The organism is Alteromonas halophila, assembly GCF_014651815.1.
In the GTDB taxonomy this organism is placed as follows: domain Bacteria; phylum Pseudomonadota; class Gammaproteobacteria; order Enterobacterales; family Alteromonadaceae; genus Alteromonas; species Alteromonas halophila.
Map to the genome: position 1 here is coordinate 1 of NZ_BMXP01000010.1, position 16,085 is coordinate 16,085.

General features: G+C 53.6%; 14 protein-coding genes and 1 other RNA gene. 7 read left to right on the plus strand and 8 right to left on the minus strand.

Going from position 1 to position 16,085, the window contains the following annotated elements; genetic code table 11:
* Nucleotides 1-58 precede the first annotated feature (58 nt).
* The 3 genes from gcvP to gcvT all read right to left on the minus strand — a co-directional run bounded on the left by gcvP (nt 59) and on the right by gcvT (nt 4,544).
* Entirely contained in the window at nt 59-2,959 is a 2,901-nt protein-coding gene (gene gcvP, locus IE054_RS15160; RefSeq protein WP_189407903.1) for an aminomethyl-transferring glycine dehydrogenase, read from the minus strand.
* Between the two features lie 91 nt (nt 2,960-3,050).
* On the minus strand, nt 3,051-3,440 hold the full coding sequence (gcvH, locus tag IE054_RS15165) for a glycine cleavage system protein GcvH (RefSeq protein WP_189407905.1): 390 nt from the start codon (nt 3,438-3,440) through the stop codon (nt 3,051-3,053).
* A gap of 24 nt (nt 3,441-3,464) precedes the next feature.
* Nucleotides 3,465-4,544, minus strand: coding sequence for a glycine cleavage system aminomethyltransferase GcvT (gene gcvT, locus IE054_RS15170; protein ID WP_189407906.1), 1,080 nt, complete (start codon nt 4,542-4,544; stop codon nt 3,465-3,467).
* 136 nt (nt 4,545-4,680) lie between these two features.
* Here gcvT and IE054_RS15175 point away from each other — a divergent pair, with 136 nt between their 5' ends.
* From IE054_RS15175 to IE054_RS15200, 6 genes are all read left to right on the plus strand, one after another.
* The gene (locus IE054_RS15175) at nt 4,681-5,526 is read left to right on the plus strand and encodes a LysR family transcriptional regulator (protein ID WP_189407907.1); all 846 of its coding nucleotides are present in this window, start codon (nt 4,681-4,683) and stop codon (nt 5,524-5,526) included.
* 296 nt (nt 5,527-5,822) lie between these two features.
* Complete coding sequence (locus IE054_RS15180) at nt 5,823-6,878, plus strand: NAD(P)-dependent alcohol dehydrogenase (RefSeq protein ID WP_189407908.1); 1,056 nt, start codon at nt 5,823-5,825, stop codon at nt 6,876-6,878.
* Between the two features lie 174 nt (nt 6,879-7,052).
* Nucleotides 7,053-7,706, plus strand: a complete 654-nt coding sequence (locus tag IE054_RS15185) for an MFS transporter (protein WP_189407910.1) — start codon at nt 7,053-7,055, stop codon at nt 7,704-7,706.
* On the plus strand, nt 7,703-8,260 hold the full coding sequence (locus IE054_RS15190) for an MFS transporter (RefSeq protein WP_189407912.1): 558 nt from the start codon (nt 7,703-7,705) through the stop codon (nt 8,258-8,260). Before IE054_RS15185 ends, IE054_RS15190 begins: the two co-directional genes overlap by 4 nt.
* 33 nt (nt 8,261-8,293) lie before the next feature.
* A complete protein-coding gene (locus IE054_RS15195; RefSeq protein WP_229805199.1) occupies nt 8,294-8,773 on the plus strand; it encodes a (R)-mandelonitrile lyase in 480 nt (159 codons plus the stop codon).
* A gap of 28 nt (nt 8,774-8,801) precedes the next feature.
* Nucleotides 8,802-9,722, plus strand: coding sequence for an AraC family transcriptional regulator (locus IE054_RS15200; protein WP_189407913.1), 921 nt, complete (start codon nt 8,802-8,804; stop codon nt 9,720-9,722).
* Nucleotides 9,723-9,819: 97 nt separating this feature from the next.
* Here the strand turns inward: IE054_RS15200 and IE054_RS15205 are convergent, their stop codons facing one another.
* The 5 genes from IE054_RS15205 to IE054_RS15225 form a co-directional block, all read right to left on the minus strand.
* On the minus strand, nt 9,820-11,106 hold the full coding sequence (locus tag IE054_RS15205; RefSeq protein WP_189407914.1) for a M24 family metallopeptidase: 1,287 nt from the start codon (nt 11,104-11,106) through the stop codon (nt 9,820-9,822).
* A gap of 81 nt (nt 11,107-11,187) precedes the next feature.
* Nucleotides 11,188-12,360, minus strand: a complete 1,173-nt coding sequence (locus IE054_RS15210) for an FAD-dependent monooxygenase (protein WP_189407916.1) — start codon at nt 12,358-12,360, stop codon at nt 11,188-11,190.
* On the minus strand, nt 12,357-13,586 hold the full coding sequence (ubiH, locus tag IE054_RS15215) for a 2-octaprenyl-6-methoxyphenyl hydroxylase (RefSeq protein WP_189407917.1): 1,230 nt from the start codon (nt 13,584-13,586) through the stop codon (nt 12,357-12,359). The genes IE054_RS15210 and ubiH overlap by 4 nt, the downstream gene beginning before the upstream one ends.
* A 6-nt stretch (nt 13,587-13,592) precedes the next feature.
* A complete protein-coding gene (pepP, locus tag IE054_RS15220; protein ID WP_189407919.1) occupies nt 13,593-14,903 on the minus strand; it encodes a Xaa-Pro aminopeptidase in 1,311 nt (436 codons plus the stop codon).
* A gap of 2 nt (nt 14,904-14,905) precedes the next feature.
* Entirely contained in the window at nt 14,906-15,472 is a 567-nt protein-coding gene (locus IE054_RS15225) for a UPF0149 family protein (protein ID WP_189407920.1), read from the minus strand.
* Nucleotides 15,473-15,881: 409 nt separating this feature from the next.
* On the opposite strand from IE054_RS15225, the gene ssrS reads away from it, so the two are divergent.
* Nucleotides 15,882-16,064, plus strand: a non-coding RNA gene (ssrS, locus tag IE054_RS15230) — 6S RNA.
* The last annotated feature ends 21 nt before the right edge of the window (nt 16,065-16,085 follow it).

Consider the following 16,085-nt stretch of genomic DNA (forward strand, 5'->3'; position numbering starts at 1 on the left):
AAAAAGGCGAGCGCATAAGCGCTCGCCTTTTTTTATCTAAACGATGGGGCTGTTTTACCTATTCCCCGTCCTGATACGCCTCAATCGGCGGACACGAACACATCAGGTTACGGTCACCGTACACATCGTCAATCCGGTTCACGCTTGGCCAGAACTTGTTGCGGTGCACTTCCGGTGCCGGGTACGCCGCTAACATGCGGTCGTAACTGCGGTCCCAGTTGTCATCACAGATATCCGCCAGCGTGTGCGGTGCATTGTGCAGCGGGTTGTCAGTGGCATCCCACTCGCCGCTTTCCAGCTTGGCAATTTCCTTGCGAATGCTGATAAGGGCGTTCACAAAGCGGTCCAGCTCGTACTGCGACTCAGACTCAGTCGGCTCAATCATTAGTGTACCGGCCACCGGGAAGCTCATGGTGGGCGCGTGGAAGCCGTAGTCATTCAGACGCTTGGCAATGTCCACTTCGCTGATACCTGACGCTTCTTTTAGCGGGCGCAGATCAACAATACACTCGTGCGCCACGCGGCCATTTTTGCCCTTATACAGCACGTCATAGTGCCCTTCTAAGGCCTTGGCCACATAGTTGGCGTTCAAAATTGCCGCCTGTGTGGCCTTGCGCAGCCCTTCTGAGCCCATCATTTTGATGTACAGGTAGCTGATAGGCAGAATGGAGGCACTGCCCCAGGGTGCAGCGGATACTGCACCGCAGTCCTTGCCGGCATTCTCAATGTTTACCACTGAGTGGTTGGGCAAAAACGGCGCTAAGTGTGATTTCACACCAATCGGTCCCATACCCGGGCCACCACCACCGTGGGGAATACAGAAGGTTTTGTGCAGGTTTAAATGCGACACATCCGAGCCAATGTGGCCGGGTGAGGTAATGCCCACCTGCGCATTCATATTGGCACCGTCCATATACACCTGCCCGCCGTGATCATGCACGATGTCGCAGATTTCACGGATGGTTTCTTCATAAACGCCGTGCGTCGACGGATAGGTGATCATAGCGCAGGACAGGTTATCGCCCACTTCTTCAGCTTTAGCACGCAGGTCGTCCATATCGACGTTACCGTTTTTATCCGTCGCCACAACCACAACTTTCAGGCTGACCATTTGTGCCGATGCCGGGTTAGTACCGTGGGCCGAACCGGGGATAAGACACACATTACGGTGCCCTTCGCCGCGGCTTTCATGATAACGCTGAATGGCCAGCAGGCCTGCGTATTCGCCCTGTGCGCCAGAATTAGGCTGCATCGACAGTTCCTCATAACCGGTAATGCTGATCAGCCAGTCACTCAACTCCTGGATCATTTCCTGGTAGCCATCGGCCTGATTGACCGGTGCAAACGGGTGTAACTGGCCAAACTCCGGCCAGGTAACCGGGATCATCTCGGCGGTCGCATTCAGTTTCATGGTGCAGGAGCCCAGTGAAATCATAGAATGGTTAAGCGCCAAATCTTTGTTTTCCAGCGACTTGATGTAGCGCAGCATTTCCGTTTCAGAATGGTAACGGTTGAAGTTCTCATGAGTGAGAATGTCGCTGGTGCGGGTTAGTTCGTCAGGGATGGACTTCATGCCCTGGGTCGTCACTTCGGCATCCAGTGTTTCGGCATCCAGCCCGTGACCTTCCCCTAACAGCACATCCAGCAAGGTGGTGATGTCATCACGGGTGGTGGTTTCATCCATCGATACACCGACAGCGCCGTCAAGATCGGCGCGCAGGTTAACACCCTTTGCATAGCCGCGTTCAAGCACCGCGTTTTTGTCATCCACCATCACGGTCAGCGTATCAAACCAGGTATTGTGCTTCAGCGACACACCTTTTTGGGTCAGGGCACTGGCCAGAATGTCAGTAAACCGGTGAATGCGCTGAGCAATGGTTTTTAGCCCCTCAGGACCATGATACACCGCATAGAACGACGCCATATTGGCCAGCAACACCTGCGCAGTACAGATGTTGGAGTTGGCTTTCTCACGGCGGATATGCTGTTCACGGGTTTGCAGTGCCATACGCAGTGCCGGACGACCGCGGGTATCTTTACTCACCCCAATAATACGCCCTGGCAGAGAACGCTTGTAGCTGTCGCGGGTCGCAAAGAAGGCCGCGTGCGGGCCGCCATAGCCCATCGGCACACCAAAGCGCTGGGCACTGCCAAGCGCCACGTCAGCGCCCAGCTCACCCGGCGATTTCAGCATCACCAGACTCATCAGATCGGCCGCCACTGAGACAATGCCTTTCTTGTCCTGCACCGCCTTAATCGTATCGCGGATATCTTTGACTTCACCGGTGGTAGTGGGGTATTGCAGCAGCGCGCCAAATACGTCGTGCTCCGCGGCTTCTTCTGCCGGGCCGGTGACAATGCCAAAGCCAAACATTTCGGCGCGGGTCTCAACCACGTCGCGGGTCTGCGGGTGCACGTCGTCAGCAATAAAGTACAGGCTGGCTTTTTTATTCTTCGACACACGCTTAGACAGCGACATGGCTTCAGCCGCTGCGGTACCTTCGTCCAGCAGCGACGCTGACGCCAGTTCCAGACCGGTCAGATCGATAGTCATTTGCTGGAAGTTAAGAATGGCTTCCAGACGGCCCTGGGCAATTTCGGGCTGGTAAGGCGTGTAGGCGGTATACCAGCCTGGATTTTCCAGCACGTTGCGCAAGATCACATTAGGCACATGCGTGTCGTAGTAGCCCATGCCGATAAACGAACGGTTAATCTGATTTTTCGCTGCTACCGCTTTTAACTCAGCCAGCGCCTGTACCTCGGTAGCACCCTCACCTACCTCGATGGGCTTGTCCAGCGCGATACCCGCGGGCACGGTCTGGGACATCAGATCGTCCAGTGTGTCGGCACCAATGGTGTCCAGCATGGCGTTAATTTCGTCTTCGCCGGGTCCGATATGACGACGAACAAATGCATTTTTTTGCTCAAGCTGAGCAAGAGTCGGAGAAGTATTTGACATAAACCTGTTCAATATCCGCAATGGTTAAATAGACAAAAAGGGGCGCATGTTCGCCCCTTCTCACAGCAATGACTGGCGCGTTTTGAAACGCTTAGTCTTCGTCCAGGCTGTTTTCGTAGGCTTCTGCATCCAGCAGTTTTTCAAATTCTGACGCATCATCGGCTTTAATTTTGAACATCCAGCCATCACCGTACGAGTCAGAGTTCACCAGTTCCGGCGAGTCTTCCAGATCTTCGTTTACAGCCACAACTTCACCGCTGATTGGCGCGTAAATATCCGAAGCGGCCTTTACCGATTCGGCTACGGCGATATCGTCGCCAGTGCTAACCTTGTCGCCTTCATCAGGCAGTTCCACAAACACCATGTCGCCCAGCAGATCCTGGGCATGTTCAGAAATGCCAACCGTGAAGACACCGTCACCTTCCGGACGTACCCACTCGTGAGTAGCGGCGTAGCGTAAGTCGTTAGGGATATTGCTCATAATTGTTCCTGTTCTTTTATTCGTTTATAAAACACTTTTACCATTGCGAACGAAGCTGGGTTTAACCACTTTTACTGTAACCCACTTTTTACGCATTTCCACTTCCACCGTTTCACCGACACCTGCAGGGACACGTGCCATCGCAATGGCGTGGCCGAGCGTGGGTGAGAATGTGCCGGAAGTGATCACGCCGTCACCATTTTCGGTGCGCACGTTCTGACCATGGCGTAGCACGCCTTTGTCGGTCATGACCAGGCCCACCAGTTTGTCGGTGCCGGCTTCACGCTGTGCTTCCAGTGCGCTTCGGCCAACGAAGTTACGATCCTGAGGCTCCCAGGTAATCGTCCAGCCCATGTTCGCCGCCAGCGGTGAAACCGTTTCATCCATGTCCTGTCCGTACAGGTTCATGCCCGCTTCCAGACGCAGCGTATCGCGTGCGCCCAGGCCGCAAGGGGTAACACCCGCATCAAGCAGGCCCTGCCAGAACTCGCCGGCACGTTCTGTCGGTACCATAATTTCGTAGCCAGCTTCACCGGTGTAGCCCGTCGTTGCAATAAACAAGTCTTCTGCCTGCACACCAAAAAACGGTTTCATGCCGGCAACGGCTTCCTTTTGTGCATCACTGAACAGCGTCGCCGCTTTATCTTTTGCATTAGGGCCCTGCACGGCAATCATGGCAAACTCAGAGCGCTGTGTAATGGTCACATCAAAGCCGTCAGCGCACGCCTTCAGCCAGTTCATGTCCTTTTCACGCGTGGCCGAGTTCACCACCAGACGGTAATTGGTGTTATCGAAGTGGTAAACAATCAAATCATCAACCACGCCGCCCTCATCATTAAGCATTCCGCTATACAGCGCTTTGCCCTTGTCTTTGAGCTTTTCAACATCGTTGGCCAGCAAGTAGCGCAGGTACGCTTTGGCATCGTTTCCTGTCACATCAACAATGGTCATGTGCGAGACATCAAACATACCTGCATCGCGGCGCACGGCGTGATGCTCTTCTATTTGAGAGCCATAACTGATGGGCATATCCCAGCCAAAAAAATCAACCATTTTGGCACCGGCTTCGAGGTGCTTCGCATGTAGGGCGGTGGTGCTTGTCATTCGACTCACTCACTGTGTTTCTAAAAGTAGTTACGAGTATAGAAAGAAGCGATGAGGGCAACAAATTGGAAATTCTTATCATTACATTTAAAAATGTAATATATTGACGACTCAATATTAAAAAACTTAATGCAATATGAAACAGCTTTCTCTCGACAATCTGCGCACCTTTGTCAGTGTCATCGAACAGGGCGGCTATGCCCGCGCCGGTGAGTTACTGGGTCGCTCGCAACCGGCTATCAGCCTGCAGATAAAGAAGCTGGAATCCCAGCTTGAACGGAAACTGTTTACCAAGGTTGGCCAGCGACATGTGCCCAGCAGTGATGGCAACTGGCTTTACCCCAAAGCGAAAGAAATTCTGGCGATGAATGACAGTATCTTTCGCAGTCTGTCACCTGCACCACTGAGTGGCCGGCTGCGTCTGGGGATCCCTAATGAGTTTGCCTCGACTCTGCTGCCCGGGCTGATTGGCGAATTTTCCTCACGCTATCCGGATGTGTCTCTGGAGGTCACCTCCTCGCTGAGCCGTGATCTGCTCTCGCCCGGGAACCGCGATAACTTTGATATGATCCTGGCGTTGGTCAACCCGCTAAACGACACCGACGGTGAACTGGTTGTCGAGGATGATATGGTGTGGGTGGGTGATCCAAACCGACCGTATCTGGGCGACACTATTTCTTTGGTGCTGGCACCCGACGGCTGCATGTACCGCAGTCGCGTGATCGAAGCACTTAAACAGCAAACACGGGCCTGGAAAATTACCTACACCAACGCAGACTTGTCTGGCCTGGTTGCGGCGATTACCCAGGGCCTCGGCATCACCGCCCTGGCGAAGGCGAGCCTGCCGGATAATGTCAGTGTACTTCGTCACCCGCATCTGCCCGGGCTGGGAAAAGTGAATATCTGTCTGTTTAATCAGGCTGCCCGCCACCCGGTGGTGGGCAAAACTCTGGCCGACTTTATCAAAAGCCGATTGCGCTGACAGAGGCGCAAATAATCCACTTCCGCGACCGGCGCGTACCAGTGAATGACAAGTTGCCTGCGCGCTTGCCTATGCGTAACAATCAGAAAGATTAGACTTTTAGGCACATGATTCACTATTTTATTTTCAAGAACTGCTAAATTCAGGTGATTAGCAATCCACTCAAAAAATTAAATTAGAGGATCAGGCATGCTATTTAAATAAATAGGCATGCACAGGCAAGCAGGTCAGACTACTATTTACACCATTCCGACAGACCATCCGGTCGTACACAAATCGTTTTCCAAGGGGGAAAAATGAAAACAGTAGGTTATGCAGCGCATGATTCAGACGCGCACATGGTCCCTTACCATTTTGAACGCCGTGACTTGCGTGATAATGATGTCGCTATTGAAATTCTCTACAGTGGTGTCTGCCATTCCGACCTGCACACGGTAAACGGTGACTGGGGTGACCAGCCTTATCCGCTGGTACCGGGTCATGAAATTGTTGGCCGGGTAACCGACACTGGTAAAGACGTTAAAAATTATGAAGTTGGTCAGCATGTTGCTGTCGGCTGTATGGTAGACAGCTGCCAGGAGTGTGACAAGTGTCACAGCCATGACGAGCAGTATTGCCGTAATGGTATGACGCCCACCTACGGCGCGCCTGATCGCATCTCCGGTGAAATTACTCAGGGTGGCTACTCCAAGCATATTGTTGTTCGCGAAGAATTTGTACTGCGCGTCCCTGAGTCACTGGATCTGGCCAGAACTGCGCCAATTCTATGCGCCGGGATCACAACGTATTCTCCTCTGCGTAACTGGGGCGTGAAAGAAGGCAGCCGTGTCGGTGTCGTCGGGCTTGGCGGGCTTGGTCATATGGCCGTGAAACTGGCCTGTGCCATGGGTGCAGAAGTTACTGTCATAAGCCGTTCTGACAAAAAGGAAAAAGAAGCACAACAAAGCGGCGCCAAAGGGATTTTAGTATCAACCGACGAAGATGCCATGAAAAACGCCGCGTTTAGCTTTGATATCATCATCGATACGGTACCGGTGAAGCATAATGTTGATACCTATACGCCGCTGCTTGATGTCGACGGCACGCTGGTCATTGTCGGTCAGGTTGGTCCGCTGGAAGAACCAATGACAGTTCCACTGGTCATGGGTCGCCGCAGTGTCGCTGGCTCGCTGATCGGCGGCATCAAAGAAACGCAGGAAGTCCTGGATTTTTGTGCCGAACACGGTATTCATCCCGAATGCAAAATGATCAGCCCGGATCAGGTGAATGAGGCTTTCGAACATCTTGCCAATGGCGATGTAGCGCACCGCTTCGTGATGGATATGTCAAAACTGGAACTTGAGGCTGACTAAACATCTCAGGTTGTTGTGTTGATCACTTCCAGGCCGGTACGACGCACCTTTGTCGCCGCACCGGCCTTTCATACTCGCGTGTCATTGCCAAACCGTGATGGGAGGCCGGCTGTGTAATACCGGACCATCGCTGACACCTTATTTTTATCGTCAGTTCAGTACCGGAGCGCTTTTATGGCCACCGACTCTCCACGCTGGTATGAATTTATCGTCAGCACACTGGCGCTACTACTTAGCTTTGCCGCGTCTGCGGCACCTATTCCGCTGTATGACCTTTACCACCGAACTTACAATATAACCTACAACGAACTGGCTCTGACCTCGGTGTTTTACTTTGTCGGAGCGGTCTCAGCGTTGCTTTTTTTGGGGCGGTTATCCAATCATACCGGCCGTAAAAAACTCACCCTGCTGGTCTTTTTACTTTGCGCTTTCGCAACCTTCCTGTTTACGCAGGTGCACAGCGCGCTCCCGCTTATAGTTGGGCGACTGCTACTGGGGATTGCCTGTGGCCTGGCATCCAGTGGCATTACTGCGTATATCGTTGACACGGCTCCCGTCAAACCGGCATGGCTTTCAGCCACAACGGTCAGTATTACGCCACTGGTTGGGTTAACGCTGGGCGCGCTGAGTTCAGGGTTATTTGCAGAACAGGCTCCCTACCCCTTTATACTGTGCTATATCGTGATTATTTTTGCGCTGGCTGGATGTGCTGCACTGCTGTTTTTTGCAAAAGAAAGTGTGACGCCTGAGCCTGGCTTTCGCACCTCACTGCGTCCGCGCTTTGACCTGCCACCGAAAAATAAGCCGTTTATCCGGTTGCGGCAATGACGTTCTTTGCTACCTGGGCGCTTGGTGGGTTTATGCAGGCCTATGGTCCTTCCATTGCCGCTTCGCAACTCGGCACCCTCAGTGTGTTTGTTGCTGCCATTGTGTTTTCTTCATTTTTGCTACCGGGCGCGTTGGGAGGGCCGTTAACAGGCAGGCTCACGCCAGCCCAGGCGCAGCGCTGGGGCATGACAGTATTCACGTTTGCTGTTATCGGCATCATTGCCTCAATGAAACTCTCATCGGTGACCATGTTTATTGTCGCCAGCGCGATTGCCGGGGCGGCCCAGGGGGCCGTACTCACCGGTAGTGTGCGTGTCCTGATGACCGACGTCCGCCAGCAGGATCGCGCCGGTGTTTTATCGCTTATTTTTGCTACTTCGTATACTGGCGCCGCAATTCCCAGTCTTATTGCGGGGCAGCTATCTAAATTTATCAGCCTGTTTGAGCTCTCGCTGTTTTATGCAGGCCTGGCTATTGTCGTCTGGCTGGTAACCATCTGTTTTGCTAAAGATCCCGCCGTCACGGCTCACCGTTCCCGCGCGGTGTCTGAGTAGACAGGTTTACTTAATCCTTAGGAGGTATTTGTTATGAAAATGGGCCCATTGATATCTACCGCACTGCTGTCGGTTGCATTCGGCAGTACCTGTACCAGTGCAGCGACGCCACAGAGCCTTACGCTTAAGAAAGTCAGTGAGTACCAGGCTGGGCCGGCGAAATACTTTACCGGCGATGTGATGGTGGGGTCGTTCTTTGATTCCAAAAAGGGGGATTATAAAGGCGCGATTGTTAATTTCTCTCCGGGGGCCTATACCAACTGGCATACCCATCCCCGTGGTCAGACGCTGGTGATCACTGAGGGTACAGGCCGGGCACAGTCGGAAGGTAGCGCTATTCAGACACTGCAAAAGGGCGATACCGTGTGGATCCCAGCCAATGTGCGTCACTGGCATGGCGCGGCGCCGGAAGTGTCAATGTCACACATTGCAATCCAGGCGCCCGACGAGAACGGCAACGTGGTAAACTGGATGGAAAAGGTCGATCCAGCTACCTACGCACCAGACCAGTAGAACCGTGCTTTAATGAGTGATCGAAACAATGACATCGGTAGTTAATTTTCAGGCGGCTGCGCAACATGTCGCATCGCCTGACAAACAGGATTTGCAGGCGTTAACACAGCTGCTTGGCAAATATGCCCCCCACGATGGCGATTTTAGCCTGGCGGGCGACGCGGTACATGTGGTGCGATCATCAGTGCAGCACACTGAAACTCACTATATGCTTTCGCAGCCCAGCATCTGCATTGTGCCGCAGGGCGCTAAACGGGTGGCTCTGGCAAATCAGACCTTTGAATATGATCACTCAAAAATGGTGGTGTACGCCGCAGAGGTGCCTATTCATGTCACCATCACACAAGCGTCCGTCGCCGCCCCCTACTTCTGCCTGGTTATCCCCATCAATCCGCGCGCGCTAAACCGGCTGGTGCTGACCGTGTTTCCTCACGGTGTGCCGCGCGCCGAAAAAACCCGGGCGGTCTACGTGGGCGACGCCAGTGCACCAATTGTCAGCACGGCGCGGCGGCTGATGGACATCATTCATCAGCAACAGGATACCGATTTGCTGGTTCCCCATACGATCGACGAGATCCTGCTGCGGTTACTGCGAAGCCCCGTCGGCCCGGCGATTGCGCAACTGGGCGTGAGTGATTCCCATGCCGAGAAAATCGCCAATGCCATAAGCTGGATCAAAACCCACTTTACAAAGGCCCTGTCTGTTGACGACCTTGCCCGGCGCGTGGGCATGAGTACATCCTCATTTCACGCCCATTTTAAGGCGGTCACGCAGTTAAGTCCGCTGCAATTTCAGAAGGTGCTAAGGCTGCAGGAAGCCAGAGAACTGCTCCGCAGCGGCACTACCGACGTCACCAGTGTAGCCTTTCAGGTTGGCTATGCCAGTGCCTCACAGTTTAGCCGCGAATATACCCGGGAGTTTGATATTGCGCCGTCCAAAGATATTTGAGTTGTGTGAAAAGCAGCCCCTGCACCACCTGGCGGCCAGCATATATACCTAAAGATATTCAGAGAGAGCAGACACTCTCTCTGTCATAAGGGTTAGCTTAAACCTTAAGCGGTGCCAGCGCCCCAAGCGGTTCATTCAGTGACTCCGGCGGCTCGGTAAACCATGCGGGGCCGTTTTCGGTCATATAAATGCAGTCTTCCAGACGCACGCCGAATTCACCCGGCAGATAAATGCCCGGTTCATTGGAAAAACACATACCGGCAGCCAGCTTTGTGCTTTCACCACGCACAAAATTCACCTTTTCGTGGCCCTGCATGCCAATGCCATGGCCGGTGCGGTGTGACAAGCCGGGCAGCTTATAATCCGGCCCGTAGCCAAGCGTTTTATAATGTGCACGAACCGCATCATCCACGCTGCCAGCGGTCGCCCCTGGCTTAGCAGCTTCAAAGGCAATGCGCTGTCCTTCACGCACATGCTGCCATACTTTACGCTGTTTGTTACTGGGTTCGCCGTACACAAAGGTACGGCTAATGTCAGACTGATAACCATGCACACTACAGCCGCAGTCCATCAGAACTACCGACCCCGGCCCGATAGTCTGTTCCTCGCGGGTGCCATGCGGATAGGCGCTGGCTTCATTGAATAACGCCATCCCCCAGATACCACTGCCGCCCAGCGATTGCTGCGCGGTGTGCATCAGCCCTTTAACATCGGCCTGAGACATCCCTTCCTGAAGCTGTGCATACACCTCTTCGTAAGCGCGCAGCGTAATTTCATTAGCCTTGTGCATCAGAGTTAGTTCGTGCGCCGTTTTCACCATCCGGCACCCCAGCGTAACTGGCTCCGCGGGTACTACCTGCATACTGGGTACCGCGTTTTTAATGCCCTCTACCGCAAAATAGCGAACCGTATCCTCAAACCCCAACTTGCCGGATTTCACCCCGCGGTCTGCCAGAATATCAGCGACCACCTCAAACGGGCTTTCATGTTCCTGCCAGACCCGCACATCATCACCCACCTGCAGCGATTCCAGCACACTGGGCTTTTCAAAAAAAGGCGTCACAACGGCAACATCGCCTTTTTGCGGAATAATTAACGCAGTGAGTCGCTCACTGCGCCACCACTGGATCCCAGAGAAATAATCCATCGCCGCGCCGGGCTCCAGCACAATGGCCTTAATGTCATGCTGTTTCATGAGTGCCTGGGCTTTGTCGATGCGCTGCTCACGCTCGCTGGCCGAGATGGGCGACACCGGCCCGGTGATATCGCTTAAGCGGGCATCAACAGGAAAGTCCTTTTTTTTATCGTCGGCAACAGATAACGCAGGAACTGACGCCGCTGCCAGGCCAATCCCTGAAAATCTCAGAAAATCACGTTTATTCATAGACATAACCGATAGGGTGTAGGGGAATATACTTATATCTTGGGCCTATCGCGCAGGGATTGCAACTTTACTGAGGCTTCCCTAGAGCCCCATCGCCTCAGCAATAAAATGGCGTTTAACGCCTGGCAGCGAGTTCGCAGCAGAAAGTCCTGCACCACGAATGAACTTTTTAAGCGGCGCGTGACCTGCGAACAGGGTTTTAAATCCGTCCATAGCCGCAATCATGCGCATAGCTTTGGCTTTACGTTCCCGTTCAAACGGCCGCAAGGCACGCCGCTGACTAAAATCTTTGTCCTGCTGTTTAAGCGTTGTCAGGTGGGATGCCAGTGACAGCGCATCCTGCATACCCAGATTTGCGCCCTGCCCGGCCAGCGGATGGATGGTATGCGCTGCGTCACCAACAAGCACGACACCGTCACTCAGCCATTGTCTGGCGTAGCGCATCATGAGCGGAAAATGCTGACGCGCCGCATTAAGCGATACCGTCCCTAATGCCGCGCCGCTTGCCTCTGTCAGCGCTTTACAAAATTCGCTCTCGTCCATGGCCAGCAACGCATTGGCCCGTGTCGTGGTTTGTGAAAATACAATGGAGCAATGGTTTGGATGATTAAGCGGCAACATTGCCAGCGGGCCATCAGGCGTGAACACCTGTCGGGCGGTATTATTATGGGGCTGCTCGGTATGAATATTCGTCACAATGGCGGTCTGGCCGTAATCCTTAAACGTAACCGGCAGGCTGGCCTGCTTTCGGATGAACGAGTTGGCACCGTCGGCCCCCACCACCAGTCGCGCGGCAATGACGTCGTCATTGTCCAGCATCAGCATGGTTTGTTCCTGCCCCCACAAAATACGCGCAATCCGGCTCTCTGCAACAACGACATTCTGCTGAGATGCTACGCCGTCCGCCAGCGCATTTACCAGCGCCTGATTTTCAACAATGTGACCTAGCTGCTCGCTTTGCATGTCATGGCAGTCAAAGTGAATATGACCAAAGCTGTCTTTATCCCATACGTCCATTTCATTATAGGGGCATACCCGATCATTACGAATTTGCGACCAGATCCCCCGCGCGCTGAGTGCTTCTGCGTTGACTGCATTAATCGCACTGACACGCACATCCGGCGTCGCTTTTAGTGGTTGTGACAGCGGCGCATCACTGATAACTGCAACAGTCAGGCCGCTGTCAGCCAGCGCTGACACCAGCGTAAGGCCAACGATGCCGCCGCCTACCACTGCAATATCCACTTGTTTCATGTGTTGTCCTTATCAGAAAATGCGCTACCTGCACCAAAACCGGTAGTTTGCGTCACAAATTGCCGGCGCGCCAGCGGTGATGCAGCCAGAGCGAACAGTCCCGCGTTGCGCGCGGCTACCAGCGGCAGATGCGTGTTAGAAAAGGTATGTACCAGCGTGTCGGTCAGCGTCATGGAGACCTGCCGGTCAGTCCTTCGGCTTTTGGCATACCGCTGCGTGACCGCCATACTGCCCGCGTCTGGGTGCCCACTGATGATACTCACCAGATTCAGGCAGTCCCGCAGACCCAGGTTAAACCCCTGCCCGGCGATGGGATGCAGCGTTTGTGCAGCATTGCCTACAATCACACTACGCTGCCCGGCAACCTCTGTAGTGTATGATAATCCCAGAGGATAGCTGACCCGCGGCGTAGTGCGCAGGATCCGGCCCTGACGATAGCCCATTGCCTGTTGCAGGGAGCGGATAAACGCCGCATCGTCGGTTAATATCTGCTCGTGTGCATGCCGGCGAGTCCACACTACAGAAAAGCCATGCCCGGGCATGTCATGCTCACCAATCTGGCTGTCAAAAGGCAGAAAGGCCACCGGCCCCTGCGCAGTAAAGCGCTCATATGCACGGTTGTGATGCGGTTCACTGGTGTGAACATTGGCGATCAGTGCCGTTTGCTGATAGGGCTTATGCTGACGCTGATAGCCCAGCGCTTCAGCCAGCCCGGAACGACCTCCGTCAGCCAGCACCAGCAGCCGGGCGCGCAAGTGCTTACCATCAGCAAGCGTGATTTGAGTGTGTTCCTGCGACGGTGTTGCACTGACCACCGTCGCCGGAGCCAGATAAGTAAATGCCGCTTCCTGTTTAAGCGAGTCGTGAAGTGTTGCGCCCAGTTGTGCTAATGACACGACCTGGCCAAAGTGATCAAGGCGGTAGTCACCGGCATCCATGGCACAAAAGCCACTGTGGCCCTGGTCTGTCACCTGAATATGGTGAATGGGTGTGGCACCAGCACTGCTAAGCGGCACGCTGAGCTGCCCGAATGCATCCGCCGTGCGTTTAGACAACGCAATAATCCGGGTGTCGAAGCCCGGCCCATGCGCGCTGGCTGTGTTAGCATCATTGATGTCTGTCGCATCCACCAGCGTTACTGTCAACGACGTATGGGTGACGAGTCCACGGGCCAGCGTATGTCCAACGACACCGCCGCCCACTATCACAACATCCGAGTCTGCCACCGCGCTTTACTTCCTCATTAAGGCTTCAATATCATCAATGTGTTTGGGTACATCAGCACTAAGTACTTCCACACCCGACGCTGTGATCACTACATCGTCTTCGATTCGAATACCCATTCCCCGGTATTGCTGAGGTGCCGTGCTGTCTGCCGCGATATAAATCCCAGGTTCAACAGTGATCACCATTCCGGGCTTAAGTGGCCGGTCCATACCATCCACTTTATAATTGCCCACATCGTGTACATCCAAGCCCAGGTAATGACCAAGACCGTGCATGTAAAATTGCCGCCAGGTTTTGCGCTCGAGATTTTCAGCCACACTGCCTTTCACAATACCCAGTGCGACCAGCCCCTCGGTGATCACTTCGGCGCTTTTATTCATGGCTTCGCTTAAGGTTACGCCGGGTCCCAGCATTGCCAGTACGGTTTCCTGCGCTTTTAACACCCACGAATAGACGTCCCGCTGCGCCTGGCTGAACGTACCGTTGACCGGAAACGTGCGGGTGATATCTGCAGCATACCCCTGATACTCCGCGCCCGCGTCGATAAGAATTAACTCACCATCGCGTGCTACATCATTGTTTTCGGTGTAATGCAGAATGCAGGCATTCTCGCCGCTGCCCACAATGGTGCCGTATGCCGGCGACCGGGCACCGGCCATGGCAAATTCGTGATGAATTTCCGCCTCCAGCTGGTATTCCTCACAGCCGGGCGAGGCAAACTGCATAGCCCGCTTGTGGGCCCTGGCGGTAATCTGCACTGCCGCCTTTATTGTGGCGACCTCACAGGCAGATTTAAATACCCGCATTTCGTGCAGTATAGGGCGAAGATCGGTTATGGATGACGGGGCCAGCGTTTCTTTAGGTGCGCTACGCAGTACGTCCATAGCGTCCTGCAACAATGTGTCGGCCAACGGGATGTCGCCCTGAGCGAAATACACATTATCATGACCGCGCAGCAGTTCTGGCAGAACCTCGTCCAGCTCATCCAGTTCAAACGCTTCATCCAGTGAAAACTGCTCCAGTGCTGCCTGTGCGCCAAGACGCCTGCCATGCCAGATTTCTGAATCGGGATCTTTGGGCTGACATACCATCGCGCGATAGAGATTACCCAGGCGAGAATGATTAGACAAAATCAGCCAGGTGTCCGGTTCGTTAAACCCGGTGAGATACCAAAAATCGCTGTGCTGACGAAACACATAGTCCGTATCGCGACTGCGGGTAACCATTGAGGACGCCGGTATCAGGCAAATGCTGTTGGCACGGCATTGCGCCAGCAACCTGTCCTGGCGCGCAATAAACTCTTCGGGTTTAATCATAGTTAGTGTACTGACGGATTAGCAGGCTGGTCGTCAAGCAATGACTGACCCAGTTCGCTGAAACACAAAATTGCAGAGATTTTGACGTATTCAGCCACCTCATTGAAGGCACGTTCGGATTCCTCATCGTCTTCCATCGGCTCCTCCATCCGCGAAATATTAGCAAAGTCTTCCATTGCCTCTTTCACATCGGCCGAGCAGTTTGTCAGATCCTGCTGATGTAAACCAAAGCCGACCAGAAAGCCCTGAACCCAGTTAATCAGTGCTACTCCGCGATCGTTTAAAGGCGTGTTATCTTCCGGCAGCAGCAGCTGTAGCGAAAATTCAGCCTCCAGCAATTGCTGGCACGTCTGGTTAAACAGCGCAGTTAGCATCTGCTCGGCTGTATCAGAGAAGGGTTCGCCCTGATTGGCAATATCTTTAAGGGTGCTCAGCCAGCGCTGATCGGTCAGCGACATGCCGCCACAAAACATACCGCACAGGATCCCCTGCATTTCCGCGCCATCAACGGCAACATTCTGCTGAGTGAGACGCGTTGAGACGGTGTCGTAATCAAGTTGTTTTTCCACAACAAACCTTTTCGCTGAATTTGCCGGTTAGTCTACCAAATGCAACGCGCAAGCACACGTCCTGCTTGGGAAGATGCGTTAAGTCTGTTCCCACTTCCTTCTGGCTATACATTGCTCAACTGCGCGAAAACATGCCGTGTCAGGCTGGACCCACCTAATTGATTGCTCTATGATCACAAACGTTCGGATACGGACGTCCCTACCTGATATATAACGCAACAAGAAACAACGCATTGTGGTCGCTGAGATAACAGGTATACTGCCTGACTAACTGGTCAGCTTTTAACATGTAATTCACATCGACGAAGTGACAGTCGAATCATCAGTGCAACAGTGCCCGTGTCGTGAAGAGATCCTCTTCACCGCACCGTACGTTTGGTATAGTCTGTTGCGTTACGCACAATAACAATGCTTCCTGGGATGTTTGCCAGTTCATTCATGTCCCTGGCCGATGCTTTAAACTAAGGAAGTTGAACCGATAACTATTGAGCAAGCTCGACGCGTATCGAGAAGCCTGCGGTTATCGTGATTCTTCCGCCCTGAACTTTTCGGTTCAAGGGCGAATAATGAACAGCGGCATCTTGGGAGGCGCCCTCTTTCGACGGAAGAAGAA